The following is a 19183-nucleotide window of genomic DNA, read 5'->3' as shown; positions in this document are numbered from 1 at the left end:
CGGTGCGCCCCGGACGGCCCCGGCGACCGTGCGGCCGCCGGCGCGCAGGACGCTGACCGCATGCGCGGACAGGGCTCGCACGGCCACGAACTCTACTCAGGCAGCGGTGAGCTGCAAGACCGCCAGGATGACCGCCGGCAAGGAACGGCCCTGCTTTCGGTGCGCCAGTCGGTCGGAGTCGGGGACCCTGCAATTTTCACGGTTGGTCGCGCCGATAAACGGGTGATACCGGACACCCGATTGCCTCGGCATCGACCCGTCTCTACGTTCCCAGGAAAGCGCTTTCCCGCCATGGTCGGGGAGCGGCCCACTCTCGGAAGGTGAGACACGGATGAGACGACCAGTCGCCGTACGGTGGCTAGCTGCGGGAGCCGCCGCGGTCGCAGCCGCCGGGGTCACGCTGACGCTGCAGATGCCCCAAGCCGCGGCAGCCGACAACCTGAGCCTCGGCGCCGGCGCCGACGGCTCCAGTAAGGCCAGCGGCACCAGCTACGGCAATGTCAAAGACGGCAACACCGGCACCTACTGGTCGCCGGACGGCTCGACCGGCTCGATCTCGATCAAGTGGGGCAGCGCGACGACGGTGTCCTCGGCGGTCATCCGGCAGGCCTCGGGCGGTGGGTCCATCGGCGCCTGGCGGGTCCTCAACCACGACACGAGTGCCGTCCTGGCCAGCGGCAGCGGCAGCCCGAGCACGATCAACTTCTCCTCGGTCTCGCTGAAGAAGCTCACCTTCGAGATCACGAGCGCGTCCGGCGCGCCGCGGATCGCCGAGTTCGAGACGTACGCCGGCGGCGGCTCGAACCCGACGTCGAACCCCACCGGCAACCCGACGCCCACCTCGACCGGTGGCGGTGGCGGTGGCGGTGGCGGCAACCCGACCACGTCGTGGCCGGCGTCGCAGGGCAACGTGAAGATCTCCGGCACGGTCAACGTCTCCGGCACGTTCGACGGCGGCATGAAGACGTACTGCTGCATCGGTGACGGTGGCCAGTCGGAGAGCCAGGACCCGATGTTCAAGATCGCCAACGGTGGCACCCTGCAGAACGTGATCCTGGGTTCGCCCGCCGGCGACGGTGTGCACTGCGAAGGCACCTGCACGCTCAGGAACGTGTGGTGGAACGACATCGGTGAGGACGCCGCCACGTTCAAGGGCACCGGCGGCGGCACCTCGTACGTGATCGGCGGCGGCGCCCGGTCGGGCTCCGACAAGACGTTCCAGCACAACGGCAACGGCACCGTGAGCATCAGCGGCTTCTACCTCAAGGGCACCGGCAAGCTGTACCGGGCGTGCGGGAACTGCTCCAGCTCGTACCAGCGGCACGTGCGGATCGACAACGTGATCGTCGACGACGTGGACATGGTCGCCGGCATCAACTCCAACTGGGGCGACACCGCGACGATCACGCGGGTCACGGTCTACAACGGCTCCAGCACCACGGTGTGCGGCAAGTACAAGGGCGTCAGCAAGGGTTCCGAGCCGACCTACCTCGGCGAGGGCTGGAACGACGCCAACTGCAAGGTGAACAAGAGCGACATCACCTACAAGTGACCTGACCGGCCCAGGGGCGCCCACCGGATCCAGGGGGCGCCCCTTCGCCGTCGACGGCTGGTCAGGCGTCGGTCTTCTTGAGTTCGACGTAGTCGAGCTCGGCGTAGCCGACGCCCTTCTGCAGGCGGATCCGGTTGGTGCCGGCGTTGAGCTGGACCGTCACCGGAGCGACGCGGCCGGCACGGTCCTGGCTCGGGCCGTCGAACCACGCGCCGGTGCTCGGGTAGGAGACGGTGCCCGCGGCGGCGCCGTTGACGTACACCTGGTGGGTGGACGTCGTGGTGGTGCCGTTGGCGTAGCCGACCTCGAGGCGGTAGGTGCCCGTCATCGGCGCCTCGACCGCGAACTCGACGGCGCTGTCCGGGAAGTCGATGCCGCCGACCTTGTCGGGGAACTCGTTCCAGCGGAAGCCGCCGATGCGGGCGTTGGTCACTGCGGCCAGCTCGGCCTCGTAGCGGTGGGTGTCGGGGCGTACGTCGATGAAGTCGATCTCCGCGTAGCCGTTGCCCTTGCCGAGGGTGATGGTGTTGGCGCCGGCCCGCAGCGCCACCCGTTTCGTGGTGGTGCGCAGCTCCGAGTTCGCCCAGCCGCTCGTGCGGGCCGGGTAGGTGACGGAGCCCTGCGGCTGGCCGTTGACGCGCACCGTGTGGGTGGCGTTCGCGGCCGTGGTGCCGTTGGCGTAGCGGACCGTCATCGTGTGGATGCCCGCCGCCGGCACCGTGACGTTGAAGGTGACGGCGCTGTCGGCGAAGTCGATGCCACCGACCCAGCCGTTGCCGGACGCGACGACGCTGCCGGTCCGCGCCGCCGCGTTGACCCGCTGGGCATTCTCCGCCTCGTACTTCGTGGGGTACGCGGCGGGTCCGGCGGCCGGCGAGATGAGGAGCCGGTAGCCGTTGTAGCCCTCCATCCGGTGGATCGGCACGGTCAGCGCACCCGAGGAGTCGACCGTCATGGTCTTGTCGACGAGGTTGAGCGGTGCGCTCTGCCAGTCGCCGCCGGCCTGGACGTTGCGGTCGGCGGCGAGCGGGTCGACCGTCCACACCGCCGAGTCGACGCGCACCCGGACGTTGCCGGTCAGCCCGCGCCGGGCCAGGCCCAGCACCCGCACGTCGACGTCGTTGTCCTCGCCGCCGACGAGGACCTGCACGGTCCGGAGCTCGTCGTCCCAGCTGGCGACGCCGTCGGAGGCCAGGTACCGCCGCGTGTCCCACCGGCTCACGTCGACGCGGGTGCCGGTCATCGCCTTGTACCAGGCCATCATCTGCCAGCCGGCGTTCGGCTTGAGCCCGGCCGAGGTGCGCCGCAGCGTGTTGCCCAGCAGCCCCGGGTTCGTGTAGATGCCCATCATCGCGTGATCGACGGGCACGGCGGCGTCCTGCGCGAACCCGCCCTGCAGCTTGTTGTCCGGCTCGTTGAACGGCGCGACGGCGAGCAGGATGTCCTTGTACGACTGGATGGAGCGGGTCGCACTGTCCACTTTGGCGTACCAGTCGGCGGTGCCTTTCCAGTCGTACGGCCAGCCGCCCATGAGATCGTTGTAGCGCCCGATCATCTTGACGTCGGTGCCCCGCAGCTTGCCCGCGACCGCCTCGGTCGACGTCGGGTAGGAGGCGTCGCCCTGGGCGCTCTGGTGCTGGCTGAGGTACCGCTGCGACGCGATCATCAGCTCGCGCGGCGTGTCCGGCGCGGCGGCCACCCCGAAGAGCGTCCCGAGCCCGGCCTTGCGCAGGTTGCCGAACTGGCGGTCGGTGTCCACGGTGATGGTGGATGCGGCCACAGCGGCGTCGGCGGTGCGCAGCTGCGCCACCCCGACCGTCGCCACGACCGCACCCACCAGGACGGCCGAGGTCACCGCTGTGCGGCGCGGATCCCATCGGGGAATGCGCATGTGAACCTCACCTTGGCGGAGGTGGGAAACCGGCCCAGGTCGGACCGGCGCTTGGGAGCGCTCCCAAGTTGTCCGATGGTTCTCCGGTACCCACACCACCGTCGACCGTTTTCGAAACCCCTGCCGACGATCGGCACGAACGTCCCGGGCAGCCCCGACCGTCAACCTATCGATCACGAGACTCTGGCTGATTCGACAGGACGGGCTGTGCATCGGTGGGATGACCGGGTTGACGCGTGACTCGAAACTTGGGCGCGGGAGGTGCGCGTGTCGCTCATGGAGTTGTGGACGGGACGGCGTGACTCGCTGCGGGAACGGCTCAAGAACGCGGAACCTGCCGATGCGGCCCGGATTCTGGCCGGGGCACTACGCGATCTCGGGCAGGCGTACACGACCGGCGACCTGCAGCGCATCGGTGCCGCGCACGCGCTGGCCGTCGTGACGTCGGCGGCCCAGCTGCTCACCGCCACCGGCGCGGTCGCCGGCGTCGATCGCGGCGGCGGGCGCCGGGCGGCACTCGTCCCGCGGCCCGGACTGTCGCTGATGACGCTCACCGCTGCCGTGCTCGCCGCGATCATGTTCCTCACGGCGGACCTCGCCGGTGGTCTGGCGCTGGCGTTCGTGGCGGTCCTGGGAGTGCTCGCCCTGGCCGGGTCGGCCGGCGAGTGGCTCGCCTCGGCGCAGGCCGGCAGCCTCCGCAACAAACTGCCGTGGCGGCTCCGGATGCTGGTGGGCCGCCGCCGGTCGACGGCGCGGGCGTCCGCCGACGACGTCAGTCTGCGGTACCGGGTCGACGTCGATGCCGTCCTCGCGTGCGTGGACGACGCGATCGCCGCGGCCGACCGCCTTGTTGCCGGCCTGCGACCGGCCGCCGCCCCGACGTCGGACGAGCGCTGGCCTGACAGCCTGCTGTCGGCGTACCGGGAGCTCGTCGCCGCCACGACCATGCGGGACGCGGAGCTGGCGCTGCTCGGTGCCGAGCAGCTGCGCGGCGCGCTGGCCGCGCTGGGGATCGTGGCCGTCGAGCACGGTGAAACCCAGGAGCACTGGTTCGAGATCACACCGGCCGGTCCGGGCGGGCCGCGCACGATCCGGCCGGCGCTGATCCGTGCCGGCGACCCGGCCGAGCTGCTGAGCAAGGGCATCCACCAGCGTTGAGGGGAAGGCTATGCTGCCCGGCATCGAGAGCATCATCGGGTTCGACCTCGGGCACGCCGAGACATCTGTGAGTTACGTGGCGGTCGGCGGCGATCGCGAGCCGCGGGTGTGCGAGATCGTTCCCGGGGCGCGCATCGTGCGGACCGTCGTCGGCAACGACCCGGACGGCAACACCGTGATCGGCGACGAGGCGGTGATCCGCCGGGACGTGGTCGACCTGAACGCGAAGTTCAAGACACCGGACCTGTCGTCCGGGCCGGGCGCGCACGCGACGGTCCAGTTCGTGCGGGCGATCCTCGGCCGGCTCATCGAAACCGGCACCGTCCCGGGGCCGGGCACCCTCATCGTCTTCGGCCATCCAGCCGGCTGGGACGCCGCCACGGTCGCCGCCTACCGGGCTCTGCTCACCCGGGTGTGCAGGCCGGCTCCCGTGCTGCTCATGGCGGAGTCGCGGGCGGCCTTCCTCACGGTCGTCCATGAGCCCATGTCGGCGGTGACCGAGCGCAACATCCACGAACGGATCCTCATCGTGGACCTCGGCTCGTCGACCACCGACTTCACCGTCGCCGACCGCGGCGACACCTGGGACGCCCTGCACGACGGCGGGAACTTCGACGGCGTCGCGCTCGGCGCCGGGCTGATCGAGGACTTCCTCTTCGAACGGTGCCTGTCCCGCTCGCCGAACCGGGGCAAGATCGAGCGGTGGTTCGAGGAGTACCCCAGCGAACGCGTCCGCACGATCGTCGAGCTGCGCAAGGCCAAGGAGGAGTACTTCACCGCCGAGCAGGCGATCCGGGCCGGCGGTTTCGCCTCGGTACGCGCCGTCGACCTGGGCGGCGACCCGACGATGCGACTGGAGCTGCGGCTCTCCCCGGAGGACTACGACGCGGCCATCGGCACCCCGCTGCCCGGGCTGGGCGGCGTTTCATGGCGGGACCGGCTGCGCTCGGACCTGACCACCGTGGCCGGTTCGCTCGACGCGAAGCCGCCCAGGGTGGTGGTCGTCACGGGTGGCGGTGCGCGGATGGGCTTCGCCGTGGCGATGGTGAACGAGATGTTCGGCGCGCACGCCATGGTCGTGCGCGGCAAGCAGCCGGAGCATGCGATCTCGAACGGGCTGGCCTGGGCCGGACTCGTGCGCCTGAACATCGACTCCTTTCGCCGGGAGATCCGGGCGCTGGCCGACGACGGCACACTCCGGAAGCTGATCTCCGACGAGCGGCTCGAGGGGTTCGCCACCGCGCTCGCCCGATGGCAGGCGCACGAGATCGTGTATCAGATCCTGCCGAAGTACCGGCTCGAATGGGGCGCCACCCCCACAGCGCCCGGGGTCGCCGAGGCGGCGCTGATGCGCGAGTTCAGCCAGCGCTTGGGCCGTCCCGAGGTCACGGCCCGACGGGTCGAATGCTTCGGTCCGTGGATGTCCGAGCTCGTCAGCGATCTTTCCGAACTGGTCGGCCCGATCGCGGCGCGGTACAACATCCGCCGCGAAACCGCCCGCCTGCAGATCGACGACGAAGCTGTGGTGGACCTCCGCGCCGGCGTCGTGCAAGGAGTGATCGAGTCCCGCGCCGAACTCGTAGTCCTGTTCGCCGGCCTTCTGGCTATCGGGATTCCCTTCGGGATCACGGGTGCGATTCTGGTCCCGCCGGTTGAACGCTGGCTTGACCGTACGTTCGACCGGGTGCTCGACAAACGGCAACTCCGCGGGCGGCTCTGGCACGCCACCGACCCGGACGAGGTGGCCGAGCTGCTCGCGAAGACGCACGCCCGCGCCGTGAGCCGATTCACGAAGTTGAACGTGCGGGCGATGGCCGCGGCCCCCGCGCGGACGGGATCGGCAGACTCCGCCGACGCGACAGCACAGGCGGAGATGCTGCGCGCCAAGGTCGTCGACAATCTCGAACAGCAGATGTCGCTCGCGATCGAGGCGTGGGCGCAGCAGGTCGAGATCCTCATCGTCTGACGCGACGACCGCGCGAGCGTCAGGGTGAAGGCGGTGGGCACCGGCGGGTCAGCCGGTGCCCACCGGTTCGTGCTGCGCGTCCAGTCCGCCCGCCGCGCCCCGGGCCCACGCCCGGGCGACTTGTTCGTCGCCCAGGTGCCGCCGGACCACGGCGAGGTCACGCGCCTGGCAGGCCCGCTCCACCGGGTCCATGAGCACGCGTGACACCGCGGAGATCGCGCCGAAGAGGCCGGCCGCGCGCACCAGGTCGTGTTCCACGATCGCCACGCCCGCCAGTCCGGCGAGCGAGCGCACGACCCCGTCACGGTCGGCCTCCGCACGGTTGAGGGCCAGGCAGCGCCCGAAGCACTCCCTGGCGCGTCGCAGGTCGCCGTCGGCGAGCGCGGCCCGGCCGAGGTGGGCGACCGCGGTCGCCACGCCCCACGTGCTGCCGAGCTCGCCGAACAGCTCCAGCGCCCGCGCGAAGCGCTCCTCGGCCGCCGCGTGGTCGCCCTGGACCAGGCCGGCGAGGCCGAGGTGGTCGAGGGTGATGACGGCGCCCCACGCGTGGCCGAGGCGGCCGAAGATGGTGTGCGCCGCCTCGAACAGCGCCTCCGCGCCGGCCGGGTCGTCGAGCGCGAGCCGGCCCTCACCCAGATGGTCCAGCGACCAGGCGATGCCCTCGTCGTCGCCGAGCCCGCGGTACAGCTCCAGGCTCTCCTCGAACAGGGTGAGCGCCTGCCGGCCGGAGCCGGACGCCTGCAGCATCACGCCGACGCCGTGCAGCGCCTCCGCGATCCCGCGCGGGTCGCCGAGCCGCCGGCACAGGTTGAGGCTCTCGCCGAAGCAGGCGCGGGCCAGGAGGTGGTCACCGCGGTCGACGGCGATCCAGCCGGCGCCGTAGAGCACGCGCGCGCGGACCGCCGGGTCGTGCTCGCCGGTCAGGTGCAGCGCCAGGGTCGTCCACCGGCCCGCCTCGGTGTGGTGCGAGCGGATGTGCCAGAACTTCCACAGCGCCGCCACGAGCCGCAGCCCACCCTCGGCGTCGTCGCTCTGCACGTGCCACTCCAGGGCGGCGCGCAGGTTGTTGTGCTCGGCGTCCAGGCGGCTCAGCCACTGCTCCTGCGCGGCGCCGCCGAGCTGCCCGTACGCGATCTCGGCCAGGTCGAGGAAGTAGCGGGCGTGCGCGGCGCGGATCCGGTCCTCCTCGCCGGACGCGACGAGCCGCTCCAGGGCGTACTCGCGGATCATGTCGAAGAAGACGGCGTAGCGTTCGCCGTCGCCGCGGACCTCCTGCCGGACGAGGTTCTTGTCGGCGAGGCCGGTGAGCCCGTGCAGGATCGCCCCGGGCCGCTCGCCGTCGAGGCCGGCGACCTGTTCGGCGCTGGCGACGGTGCAGCCGCCGGTGAAGACCGCCAGCCGCGCGAAGAGCCGCTGCTCCGCCGGGTCGAGCAGGTCGTAGCTCCAGTCGATCGTCCGGCGCAGCGTCTGCTGCCGCTCCGGCAGGTCCCGCGGCCCGTCGGTGAGCAGGGCGAGGCGGTCGGAGAGGCGGGACAGGATCGCCGGCGGGCTCAGCAGCGTGATCCGCGCCGCGACCAGCTCGATCGCGAGGGGCAGCCCGTCGACGCCGGCGCAGATCGCGGCGACGTCGGCGGCGTTGGCGTCGGTGAGGGCGAAGTGCGGGTCGACGGCGTGGGCGCGTTCGACGAACAGCTCGACGGCGGCGGCGCGGGCGGCCGTCTCCGCGGTCAGCGCCGGCCCGTCGTCCGCCAGCCGCAGCGGCGGCACGGGAAACAGCCGCTCGCCCCGCAGGTGCAGCGGTGCCCGGCTGGTGGCGAGGACGCGCAGCTGCGGGCCGGCCGACAGCATCTCCGCGACCAGCCGCGCCGCGCCCGGCAGGTGCTCGCAGTCGTCGAGCAGGAGCAGCAGCCGCCGGGTCCGCAGGTGGTCCAGCAGTGCCATGCCGAGCGGGGTGCCGGGCACCTCACGGACGCCGAGGGCGGTGGCGATGCTCGGCACCAGCAGCGCCTCGTCGCCGAGCGGGGCGAGCGCCACGAAGTGCACGCCGTCGGGGAACAGCGGCCGTACCTCCGCGGCGACCTCGACGCTGAGCCGGCTCTTGCCGATCCCGGGCGGGCCGACGAGCGTCAGCATCCGGCTGTCCTGCCGCAGCAGCTCGGTGCGCACCGCGGCCTGCTCGTGGCCGCGGCCGATGAGGCGGGTCGGCGGCGTCGGCAGGTTGGTGGGGGTGTCGCGGTCGTCGACCCAGTCGGCCTGGCGGCGGGCCAGCCCGATGAACGCGCCCTGCCGCTCGGGCGCGATGTGCAGGCACTTCGCGAGCCGCTCGGCCAGCTCGCGCGACGGCCGGCGCTCGTCGGTCTCCACCTTCCGGATGGTGATGACCGAGTAGCCGACCTGGCTGGCGAGGTCCTGCTGGGTCAGGTCGAGCGCGCGCCGCCGGGTCTTCACGAGCTGCCCGAACGTCGCGTCGACGGTCACCGTCCGCCCCCAGATGTCATCGTGTCGTCGCCGCGCGGCCGGCCCGCGGTGGCGCGGTCGGGCAGCACGACGAAACATGTTCGGCACACAGTGGCTGGGCGGTATGCGCAGCGTCATGAGTGGCGGCCACTCAGATTCGTGGCGGCGCACCACTCAGTTCGTTGCGGCCGTGCAGGCCGAGCTTGAGATACACGCGGGCCAGGTGGTTCTCGACCGTGCGGAAGGACAGGGTCAGCCGCTCCGCGATGTCCCGGTTGCTGAACCCGGCGGCGGCCAGCGAGGCGATCTCCCGCTCCCGCGGGGTGAGCCGGTGCTCGGCGTCGACCGCGGCCAGCAGCGGGGTGCGCAGCCCCGGGCAGCGGGCCGTGTAGGCGGCGACGGCGGCGGCGAGCCGGTTGACGTCCCGGACGGAGCCCTTCACCGCCCACGCGGCCGCCGCCGCGTCCGCCGCGTACACGGTGAACCCGAGCTCGTCGAAGCGCCGGGCCGCCGCCTCCAGCCCGGGGCCGTCGCCGCCGGCCATCGCCCGCACGAACGCCGCGACGGCCTCGCCGAGCGGCCACCCGGGCGGAATGTCGCCGAGGATCGCCGCGGCCTGCCGGGCGCCGCCGAGCCTGGCCAGGTCGTTGCAGAGCACGACGCCGGGCAGCAGCGCGCCCCGGTCCCACCAGTGCCTGGCCCGCGCGGCGAGCCGGTGCCGGGCCCGTTCCGGGTCGCCGGTCAGCGTCTCGTGCCAGGCGAGCGCCCGGTCGATCTCGTAGTGGTACAGCTGCACCTGCCGCTGCTCGGGCCGGGTCGCGGCCAGCTCCGCCGCGATCGTCGCCGCCCGGGCCGGGTCGCCCTCGTGGACGGCGACGAGCAGCCCGATGGCGAGCACCCAGCCGAGCCCGATCGGCGAGCTGACCTGCCGGAAGTAGGCGGCGGCCTCGATCGCGTGGCCGCGGGCGGCCTCGAGGTCACCGGCCGGCAGCTCGAGGCTCGCCAGGCCCGCCGTGATCCAGGCGAGGCCGTGCGCGTCGCCCTTGCCCGCGGCGGTCCGCAGGACCGTCTCGCCGAAGCGCCGCGCGTCGGCGGCGTGGCCGGCGTCGGTCGTCACCCGCACGCACAGCCCGGCGAGGCCGGGGAGGACGCCGATGTCCTGGTGCGCGCGCTCGGCGCTGGTCGCGAGCCGGTGCGCGCGGCGGGCCAGGCGGATCGCCTCCGGGAACCGGCCGGCCAGCATGTACGCCAGACCCCCGGCCGCCGACGCCTGCAGGGAGAGGGCACCGTCGGCGCCGAGGACCGGCTCCAGCAGGGCCAGCGCGTCGTCCGGGGCGCCCGACGCGGCGAGGAGCATGCTGCGCTGCGTGGTGAGCGCCGCCCGCCACTCGGGTTCGGCCACCACCGTCCCGGCCCGCTCCAGGGTGGCGAGGGCATCGTCGAGCCGGCCGGCGCCCCACCCGAGGTAGAACGCCCGGGCGAGCGCGGCGCCGGCCCGGTCCTCGTCGGTGTCGGCGGTCGCGGCGATCCGGTCGAGGACCGCGTAGCCGTCGCCGGACCGCCCCGCGTCGAACTGCGCCGCCGCCAGCAGCAGCCCGGCCTCCGCCGCGCCGGTCGCCCGCCACGCGTGCCTGGCCAGGCGCTCCCGGACGGCGACCCGGGCCCGCAGCAGGGTGGCGAGGCGGGCCGCCTCGGTCATCCACGCCGCGTTGACCGGCCCGCCGCCGGTGAGCCGCCACACCGCCCAGCGCAGCAGGTCCTCGCGGCGCCGCGCGCCGGTGCGCTCCCACAGGTCGGCGAGGGTGCGGCTGTGCCGCAGACGGACCGACACGGGCAGGGTCGTGCGCAGGATCTCCCCGTACAGCGGGTGCGCGAGCGCGGCGTGCGTGCGCCGGCCGTCCTGCCGGACGGTGATCAGCCCGCGCCGTTCGAGCCCTTCGACGGCGTCGTGGTCGCTCAGCCCGTACACCTGCGAAAGACCGAGCTGTCCGGCGATCGCCAGCAGCTCCAGGGCCAGCCGCTCCTGCCGGCTCGTGCTGCGCAGCCGGGCGTTGAGCAGGTCCGTCAGCCGCGGCGACGCGGCCGGCAGCTGCCGCAGGTGCCACAGGCCGTCGACGACGGCGAGCGCGCCCGACTCCACCGCGTCGGTCAGCAGCTCGTGGACGTACAGCGGGTTGCCCGCCGACAGCCGCTGCACGTGCGCGACGGTGATGCTGGAGACGGGCCCGTCGAGGACGGCGGCGACCAGCTCGGCGACGCCCGCCGCGGTCAGCGGGCCGAGGTCGACGCGCTCCAGCCGCCCGGTGCGCATGAGCGCGGTGACGAACGCGGGCAGCTCGACGCCGGCGCGGACGGTGGCGACGACGTCGAGGAGACCGTTGGCGACGATCTGGTGCACCGCGGCCGCCGACATCGGGTCGAGCAGGTCGACGTCGTCGACGAACAGCAGCCCCCGCCCGTGCCCGGGGACCAGCGCCCGCAGCACGGCCGCGACGTCCTTCGGCGGCTGCGCCGGCAGCAGCGGGCCGAGCGCGCCGAGCGGCAGCTCCCGCGCCGCCTCCGACGCGTGCACCCGCATGGCGTGGTGCCCCTGCCGGCCGGCGGCGGTGACGACCTCGTCGGCGAGCCGGCTCTTGCCGATGCCCGCCGGGCCGATGAGCAGCGCCCCGCCGGGCTCCACGCCGGTGATCGTGCGTTCGACGACGGCCCGCTCCGGGTCGCGGGCCACGAACGGCCGGCGCATCGTCCTACCTCCCGCTTCTCACTTCCCTGTGAGGCAAGCTCCCCCGTGAGCGAAGTGTGCCACCCGGCTTCAAGCCCGGCCGCCACCAGTTCGCGGTGCCGAGCAGCGACATGGTGGCGGGCAGCAGCAGCCCGCGGACCACGGTGACGTCCAGCAGCACCGCGACGGTCATGCCGACGCCGATCTCCTTCACCGCGATCAGGTCGCCGAGCGCGAAGCCGAGGAAGACGATGCCGATCGCCAGGGCGGCCGTGGTGACGACGGGACCGGTGGCGGTGATGCCGGCGAGCACCGCCCGGTCGTTCGCGGCCCGGTCGTCGCTGGTGCGGGCGTCCCACTCCTCCTTGATGCGGGCGAGGAGGAACACCTCGTAGTCCATCGACAGGCCGAAGATGAACACGAACAGCAGCAGCGGCGTGGTGATGTCCAGCGCGCCCCACGGCTCGAACCCGAGCAGCGCCGACCCCCAGCCCCACTGGAAGACGGCGACGAGCACGCCGAGGGTGGCGACGAGCGTGAGCACGTTCATGCACAGCGCCTTCACCGGCACCACGACCGAGCGGGTGAGCGCGAACAGCAGGATCGCGGTGGCGACGACGATGACCGCGATCGCGATCGGCAGCCTGGACCGGGTCGACTCCCGCGCGTCGATGAGCTCGGCGGCGGGACCGGCCACGAGCACCGGCACCTGCGTGTCGATGGCGCGCACCTGGCCGACGAGGCGCTCGCCGGACCCGGCCGGGTGCAGGTCGACCACGGTGACGCCGGCGGGCAGGCCGGTGCGCAGGTCGAGCTCGGCCTCGCCGGTCAGGGCACGGATCCGCTCCAGCACCGGCACCACCGCCGCGGCGCCGGCGCCGCCCTCGATGAGGACGGTGACCGGCTGGGTCGTCCACTTGGCGAAGTCGCGCTCGACCGCCTCGTACGCGAGCCGCTCCTCGCTGCTCGTGGGCAGCGACCGGGCGTCGGAGTTGGCGAGGGTGAGGTGCAGCAGGGGCAGGCTCAGCAGGACCAGCCCGGCGGTCACGCCGAGGGCCACGGCCGCAGGGCGGCGCTGCGCGGATGCGGCGAGCCGGGCCAGGATTCCGGGTCGCTGGTTCCGCGTCGGTACCGCCGGCGCCGGGATCCTCTGGTGCGCGACCGCGATCAGCGCCGGGACCAGCGTGAGGCCGGCGGCGGTGGCGAGACAGACGACGAGCGCGCCGCCGAGCGCCATCGCGGCGAGCAGCGGCTCCGCGAACGCGAACAGCCCGGCGAGCGCGGCGCCCACGGCGAGCCCGGAGACGAGCACGGCCCGCCCGGCGGTCGCGACGGTGGTGGCGAGGAGGTCCGGCAGCGCCGCCTTGCGGTGCGCGGCGCGCTCCTCCCGGAACCTGGTGAGGATCAGCAGGCTGTAGTCGACGGCGAGGCCGAGCCCGAGGAGGGTGACGACGTTGACCGCGTACTCGCTGACCGGCACCGCGCCGGCGAGCCCGGCCAGCGCGAGCAGCGTCGCGGCGACCGTGCCGAGCGCGGCGACCAGCGGCAGGCTGCCCGCCACGATCCCGCGGAGGATGACGGCGAGGACTCCGCACAGCACGACGAGCGCGACGCCTTCGCCGATCGCGGCGTCCTTGATTGCCTGCTCGCCGAACGTCCGCTCGGCGAGCAGCTCCCCGCCGACGAGCACCCGCGGCGCGTCGATGCGGCGCAGCGCGGCCTTGACCTTGTCCGCGACGGCGAGCGCCTCCTCGTCGCTGAGGCCGGGTTTCAGCTCGACGGTGACGAGGGAGCTCTGGTTGTCGCTCGACACCTGCCCCGACCCCGCGGTGTAGGCGTCGGTGACCTTCGCGACCCCGGGGATGGCCCGGATGTCGAACATGACCCGGCTGGCGTTGTCGACGAGCGCGGTCGCGTTGAAGTCCCGCCCCGAGATGACCGCGACGACCCGCTCACCCTCCGGCGCGAGCCGGTCGATGCGTTCCCGCGCGACCGACGACTCGACGTCGGGGCGCAGCCCGTCCACCGACTGGGTCCGGTCGTAGACCGTGCCCCCGAACACCGCACCGGCCAGGGCGATCACGGCCCAGCCGGCGAGGACGAGCATCCGATGGTTGGCGGTCCACCGGCCGAGCAGTGCGAGCACCGCAGCCTCCTTGCGCTGCCCGCCATCCAACATCGACATCGACCGAACCGCAATAGGCGGATCACACGCGGTGGGCGCCGGCCAGGGTCTCGGCGCGTTCCGGTGGCATCGGCTCCTCGACGACCGCGTGCCGCCCCTGCGACGCGTGGATCAGGTGGCCGGGCGTGACGACGATGCCGACGTGGTGGGCGGGTTTGCCGTCGCGGGCGAAGAAGTAGAGGTCGCCGGGGCGCTCCTCGCCGGCGGGCACCGCGACCGTGGCGGCCTGCTGCTGGTGGGCGTCGCGGGGGAGGGTGACGCCGAGGCGGCGCCAGACGAGGTGGACGAGGCCGGAGCAGTCGATGCCGTGCGCGGACAGGCCGCCCCACACGTAGGTGACGCCGAGCAGGCGCCGGGCCTCGGCGAGGACCTCCTCGCCGGTCGGGGGGCCCGCCGCCGGAGCGGGGGGCTGGTCGTCCGGGGCGGGTGCGGTGGTCAGGTGGGCGGTGCGGATCCAGCCGGGGTAGTCGTGCTGGCCGGGGAGCGTCACCCTGGACCAGCCGTCTGGGCGGCTCTCCTCGACGACGACCCGGTCGCCGAGGAGGGCCTGGGTCACGACGTCGCTGCTGGTCTGCTCGTCGGGGGTCATCGCGGCGACCCAGGCGGCGAGGTCGGGCTCGTCGCGCAGGGCAGGTGCGTCGCAGGGGCGGGTCTTCGATGGCGCGGCCCACAGGGTGGCGACCGGCACGCGTACCACGTTCAACGCTGCTCCAAGGACACGCCGAGGCCGGGGGCGTCGGGGAGGTGGACGCGGTCCCGCTCGTAGACGGGGCCGCCCTGGACGGGAGAGGACGACAGCCACCAGGCGGCGTCGAGGTCGGAGACGGCGGTGGTGCCGTAGGCGGCAACGAGGCTCGCGGCCGCGCCGACGCCGACCTGGGTCTCCATCATCGAGCCGACCAGCGTGCCCATGTCGTGGGCGGCGGCGAGGTCGAGCAGGGTGCGGGCGGGGCCGATGCCGCCGCACTTCGCGAGCTTCACGTTGACGAGGTCGGCGGCGCGGCGGCGGATCACCTCGACGAGGTCGCGGACGCCGAACACGGCCTCGTCGGCGAGGATCGGCACGCCGACGCGGTCGCTGACCCAGGCGAGCCCGTCGAGGTCGTGCCGGGAGACGGGCTGCTCGACGAGCTCGACGTCGAGGCCGGCGTCCTCGATGCCGCGGATGACGGTGACGGCCTCGCGCGGGGTCCAGCCCTGGTTGGCGTCCAGGCGCAGCACCACGTCCGGACCGACCGCCTCGCGCAGCTCCCGGACGCGGGCGAGGTCCCCGCCGACGCCGACCTTGACCTTCAGCACGTGGAAGCCTTCGGCGACCCGGGCGCGGGCGGCGTCCACCAACGAACCGGCGGAGAGGGTGACGTCGGTCGGCACCGACGTGGCGGTGCCCCCGAGGAACCGGACGAGGGGCAGGCCGAGGCGGCGCGCGGCGAGGTCGTGCAGGGCGACGTCGACGGCCGCCTTGGCGCCCTCGTTGCGCTGGGCCGCACGGTGTACGAGCCGCGCGTTGCCCGTCAGGTCGTCGGCGTCGCGGCCGGTGATCAGCGGCCCCAGCAGCTGCCGCACGCACGCCTCGGCGCCCGCGACGGACCCGCCGGTCACCTGCCACACCTGCGGCGCTTCGCCGTAGCCGCTGCGCCCGTCGCCGTCGACGACCTCGACGATCAGCGACTCGGCGGCGGTGGCGCGGCGCAGCGCGGTGACGAACGGCGTGTGGAACGGCGCCGACACCCGGTGCGTGCGCACCTCCTTGATCGTCACTGGCGCTCCTCCCAGGCGGTTCTCGACACGTGAGCGATGACGGCCGCCGCGTCGGGCACGCCGGTGGTGCAGACGGCGACCACGTAGGGCGGCGCGTCGGGCGGCAGCACCACGCCCGCGCTGTGCCGCACCCCGTCGACCCAGCCGCTCTTGTACGCGACCCGGACCCCCGCGGGCACGCCGAGCGCGACATCCTCCCGGAGCTCCTGCTCGGCGAGCACGTCGAGCATCTCCGCGCACGCCGCGGGTGAGGCGACCGTCCCGGCGAGGAGACCGCCGAACAGCAGGGCGAGGTCGGCCGCCGTGACCGCGTTGGTGATCCCGGCCGCCTCAGCGGCGGAGTCCTCGATGCCACGGCCGACCACGCTGCGGGTCGCCCCCGCCGCCCGCCACGCCGAAGCGACCGCCGGCAGGCCGACGAGGGCGAGCAGGAGGTTGGTCGCGAGGTTGCTGGACCGCACGATCATGCGGCGGGCCAGCCAGCGGGCCGGTGCCGCGCTGCCGAGGCGGTCCCAGACGTCGTGCTCGTTGTCGTAGCCGGGGTCGCAGGAGAACCGGGAGCCGGTCGCCGACGCGAAGGCGTTGACGACCGGCACCGGCGCGTCGAGGTCGAGGGTGCCGGCGTCCGCCGCCCGGTGGAGGGCGACGAACACCGGCACCTTCATCATGCTGGCCGCGTAGTGCGGCACGTCCGCCAAGCGTGCCGCACCGGGCCTTGTAACCGACAGAAGACCGGTCACTGCTTCACGTAGGCGTTGGTGACCGCGACGCTGCCCCAGATCGAGTCGATGAACAGGCCGCCGACCTTGGAGCCGTGGATGGTGAACATGACGTCGACGTACAGCGGCACGACCGGCGCGTGCTCCAGCATGATCTTCTCGTCGAGCTTGCCCCACTCGGCGCCCTGCTCACCGACGGGCATCGCCAGGATGCGGTCGAACTCGGCGTTGAGCGCGGGCGCGTTGAGGTAGGACGCGCCGTTGTTGCTGCCGCCGTCCTTGATGGCGCGGCCGTCGTAGAGCACCGGCAGGATCGACGCGCCGCTGGGCCAGTCAGCGCCCCACGAGCCGATGTACAGGTCCCACGGGTTGTCCTTCTTCTTGGTCTCGTCGAGGAACGTGTCGGCGGCGATCGGCTTCAGCGTGATCTTGAAGCCGGCCTTCTCCAGGTTGCTCTTCAGGGTGGTGCTGAGCTCCTGGTTGCGGGAGTCGTCGGGGAAGCCCAGGACCAGCTCGACGCTCTTGCCGCCGAGCAGCTCCTTCGCCTTCTCCGGGTTGCCGCTCTTGCCGGCCGGGTAGGCCTCGTAGTTCTTCCAGCCGATCGTCGCCGGCGGCATGAGCGTGGTGACGGCCCGCGCGACGGTGTCGCCGCCGAGGGTCTTGACGATGCCGTCGCGGTCGATGACGGTGTTGAGCGCCTGGCGGACCTTCAGGTCGGTGACCCGGTTGTTGTTGATGGTCAGCGTGTACTCGCTGGGCGTCGGCTCCTGCAGGGTGCGGGCCTTCAGCGTGGGGTCGCCGACCACCTTGGACACCAGCGAGGCGTCGACGCCGTTGAACGACACGGCGGCCGAGTCGGCGCCGCTGTCGGCGATGATGCGGTTGGTCTGGGTGACGATGTTGGCGCCGAACTCGTAGACGTAGCTGTCCGGGTACTGGTGGCGCATCGCGTCGGTCGCCGGGTCCCAGAACGTGTTGCGCTCGAACGTGAGCCGGGTGCCGGCCTCGTTCTTCGTCAGCTTGTAGGGGCCGGAGGAGAACGGCTGCTTGTCGTAGTCGGTGCCGGTGTCCTTGGCCGGCGGCACGGGCGCGGTCGCCGGCAGCGACGCCGCGAACGGCAGGTCGCAGTGCGGCTTGGCGAAGGTGAGCCGCAGCGTCTTAGGGTCCGGGGTGGTGAGGCCGGGCGGCAGCGCGGTCTTGTCCGCGGCGAAGTTGAACTTGGTGTCGAACTGGGGCGAGTCGGCGAGCCACTCCTGGATGTAGGTGGGGCCGCCGGTCAGCGCGAGGTCGAAGGAGCGGGCGATGCCGTAGGCGATCTCCTTGGACGTGATGGCGCTGCCGTCCTCGAACTTCACCCCGTCCTTGATCTTGAACTCCCAGGTCTTGCAGTTCTTGTCGACGTCGGTGCCGGGCGTCTCCGCCAGGTCGCCGACGAGGACGACCTTGCCCTTGCCGTCGTCCTTGTACGTGGTGAGCCGCCGCGCGTACAGCTGCGACGCGGTGAGGCCGACGAAGGAGTACACGCGCTGCGGGTCGAGGTGGGAGACCTTGCTCTGCCGCAGGACGGTGACGGTGCCGCCCTTGCCGGCGCCGGGGATCTCCGCCGCCGGGCCCTTGGAGTCCTTCGGGTCGGTGGCGATCGAGCCGCTCGCCTGCCGGTCGGTGTCGGGCTGGGCGTCGTCGTCGGTCCGCTTGTTGTTGCTGCACGCGCCGAGCCCGGCGATGAGCGTGAGCAGTACCAACGCTGTCAAAGGTTTGCGTGGCATGGTGGCCTCCCTGGTCGTTTCACCGCAACCGGACCCGTGGGTCGATGAAGGTGTAGAGCACGTCGACGACGACGTTGGCGACGACGATGAACGCCGCCGCGAGCAGGACGGTGCCCATGATCGTCGGCAGGTCGCCGTCCTTGACCGCGTCGATCGCGGTGCGTCCGAGCCCGCGGAGCCCGAACGTGGTCTCGGTGATCACCGTGCCGCCGAGCGCGGCGCCGATCTCGACGCCGGCGGTGGTGACCAGCGGCGTGATCGCGGCCCGCAGCGCGTGCCGGCGGATGACGGTGCGGGACGGCAGGCCCTTGGCGTGCGCGGTGCGGACGTAGTCCTCCGACAGCGTCTCCAGCATCTGCGCGCGCGACAGCCGGGCGTAGACGGCGGAGAACAGGAACGCCAGGGCGCACCACGGCAGGATCAGCGCCGTCGCCCAGTCCCACGGGTTGTCCAGGATCGGTGTGTACCGCGGATACGGCAGGATCTTCAGCGTGTAGACGAAGACGAGCAGCAGGACCCCGCCGACGAAGTACAGCTGCAGCGAGGCGCCGGTCAGGGACACGCCGATGGCGAGCCGGTCGAACACGGTGCCGAGCCGCAGCGCCGACAGCATGCCCAGGCCGATGCCGACGGCGAGCCACAGCACCGACGCGGGGACCACGATGCTGAGCGTCACCGGGATGACCCGCACGATCGTCTCGGTGACCGGTTCGCTGTTGACGTACGAGTAGCCGAGGCACGGCGCCGCGCAGTGCCCGCCCTGGGCGGCGCCGAGGTCGCGGCCGACGAAGATCCCCTTCACGTAGTGCAGGTACTGCACGTGCTTGGGGTCGTTGAGCCCGAGCTCGTCGCGGACGCGCTCGAGGCGGGCCGCGTCGCAGTTCTTCGGGCACATCGCGGTCGCCGGGTCGCGGGGGAGCGCGAAGAACATCAGGAACGTCAGCACGCTCACCGCGAACAGCGTGAGCACCGCGAGCAGGATCCGCCGGATCAGGAAGTTGAGCAT

At 72.8% G+C, this 19183-nt stretch carries 12 protein-coding genes; 3 read left to right on the top strand and 9 right to left on the bottom strand.

Features of this window, described 5'->3' with window-relative positions:
• Positions 1 to 331 precede the first annotated feature (331 nt).
• Positions 332 to 1552 (top strand): pectate lyase, encoded by a 1221-nt coding sequence (locus tag AB0J72_RS31540; protein ID WP_363404906.1) that lies wholly within the window; start codon positions 332 to 334, stop codon positions 1550 to 1552.
• A 61-nt stretch (positions 1553 to 1613) separates the two neighbouring features.
• Here the strand turns inward: AB0J72_RS31540 and AB0J72_RS31535 are convergent, their stop codons facing one another.
• Positions 1614 to 3443, bottom strand: coding sequence for a CBM35 domain-containing protein (locus tag AB0J72_RS31535; RefSeq protein WP_363404904.1), 1830 nt, complete (start codon positions 3441 to 3443; stop codon positions 1614 to 1616).
• 276 nt (positions 3444 to 3719) lie between these two features.
• On the opposite strand from AB0J72_RS31535, the gene AB0J72_RS31530 reads away from it, so the two are divergent.
• Positions 3720 to 4601: a hypothetical protein gene (locus AB0J72_RS31530; RefSeq protein WP_363404902.1), complete on the top strand. Its 882-nt coding sequence runs from the start codon at positions 3720 to 3722 to the stop codon at positions 4599 to 4601.
• A gap of 10 nt (positions 4602 to 4611) precedes the next feature.
• Entirely contained in the window at positions 4612 to 6567 is a 1956-nt protein-coding gene (locus AB0J72_RS31525) for a hypothetical protein (RefSeq protein ID WP_363404900.1), read from the top strand.
• A 48-nt stretch (positions 6568 to 6615) separates the two neighbouring features.
• On the opposite strand, the gene AB0J72_RS31520 is transcribed toward AB0J72_RS31525, so the two are convergent.
• From AB0J72_RS31520 to AB0J72_RS31485, 8 genes are all read right to left on the bottom strand, one after another.
• Positions 6616 to 9045: a tetratricopeptide repeat protein gene (locus tag AB0J72_RS31520; protein WP_363404898.1), complete on the bottom strand. Its 2430-nt coding sequence runs from the start codon at positions 9043 to 9045 to the stop codon at positions 6616 to 6618.
• Between the two features lie 130 nt (positions 9046 to 9175).
• Positions 9176 to 11767 (bottom strand): LuxR C-terminal-related transcriptional regulator, encoded by a 2592-nt coding sequence (locus tag AB0J72_RS31515; RefSeq protein ID WP_363404896.1) that lies wholly within the window; start codon positions 11765 to 11767, stop codon positions 9176 to 9178.
• A gap of 4 nt (positions 11768 to 11771) precedes the next feature.
• Positions 11772 to 13931 (bottom strand): MMPL family transporter, encoded by a 2160-nt coding sequence (locus tag AB0J72_RS31510; protein ID WP_363404894.1) that lies wholly within the window; start codon positions 13929 to 13931, stop codon positions 11772 to 11774.
• A gap of 22 nt (positions 13932 to 13953) precedes the next feature.
• Entirely contained in the window at positions 13954 to 14628 is a 675-nt protein-coding gene (locus AB0J72_RS31505; RefSeq protein WP_363405057.1) for an NlpC/P60 family protein, read from the bottom strand.
• Between the two features lie 2 nt (positions 14629 to 14630).
• Positions 14631 to 15692, bottom strand: coding sequence for a dipeptide epimerase (locus tag AB0J72_RS31500; protein ID WP_363404893.1), 1062 nt, complete (start codon positions 15690 to 15692; stop codon positions 14631 to 14633).
• Positions 15689 to 16432: a serine hydrolase gene (locus AB0J72_RS31495; RefSeq protein WP_363404891.1), complete on the bottom strand. Its 744-nt coding sequence runs from the start codon at positions 16430 to 16432 to the stop codon at positions 15689 to 15691. The genes AB0J72_RS31500 and AB0J72_RS31495 overlap by 4 nt, the downstream gene beginning before the upstream one ends.
• A complete protein-coding gene (locus tag AB0J72_RS31490) occupies positions 16429 to 18177 on the bottom strand; it encodes an ABC transporter substrate-binding protein (protein ID WP_363404889.1) in 1749 nt (582 codons plus the stop codon). The genes AB0J72_RS31495 and AB0J72_RS31490 overlap by 4 nt, the downstream gene beginning before the upstream one ends.
• Before the next feature lie 19 nt (positions 18178 to 18196).
• Entirely contained in the window at positions 18197 to 19183 is a 987-nt protein-coding gene (locus AB0J72_RS31485; protein ID WP_363404887.1) for an ABC transporter permease, read from the bottom strand.

This window comes from Dactylosporangium sp. NPDC049742, from assembly GCF_040674675.1.
Taxonomy (GTDB): domain Bacteria; phylum Actinomycetota; class Actinomycetes; order Mycobacteriales; family Micromonosporaceae; genus Dactylosporangium; species Dactylosporangium maewongense.
The sequence above is the reverse complement of the archived record's forward strand: the minus strand, read 5'-3'. Positions and strand labels throughout refer to the sequence as shown.

Bases quoted from the DNA above. Each gene is read 5' to 3' on its own strand.
- AB0J72_RS31490 (WP_363404889.1), bottom strand. From the start codon at position 18,177: ATGCCACGCAAACCTTTGACAGCGTTGGTACTGCTCACGCTCATCGCC.
- AB0J72_RS31510 (WP_363404894.1), bottom strand. From the start codon at position 13,931: ATGTCGATGTTGGATGGCGGGCAGCGCAAGGAGGCTGCGGTGCTCGCA.
- AB0J72_RS31525 (WP_363404900.1), top strand. From the start codon at position 4,612: ATGCTGCCCGGCATCGAGAGCATCATCGGGTTCGACCTCGGGCACGCC.
- AB0J72_RS31540 (WP_363404906.1), top strand. From the start codon at position 332: ATGAGACGACCAGTCGCCGTACGGTGGCTAGCTGCGGGAGCCGCCGCG.
- AB0J72_RS31515 (WP_363404896.1), bottom strand. From the start codon at position 11,767: ATGCGCCGGCCGTTCGTGGCCCGCGACCCGGAGCGGGCCGTCGTCGAA.
- AB0J72_RS31535 (WP_363404904.1), bottom strand. From the start codon at position 3,443: ATGCGCATTCCCCGATGGGATCCGCGCCGCACAGCGGTGACCTCGGCC.
- AB0J72_RS31485 (WP_363404887.1), bottom strand. From the start codon at position 19,183: ATGCTCAACTTCCTGATCCGGCGGATCCTGCTCGCGGTGCTCACGCTG.
- AB0J72_RS31530 (WP_363404902.1), top strand. From the start codon at position 3,720: ATGGAGTTGTGGACGGGACGGCGTGACTCGCTGCGGGAACGGCTCAAG.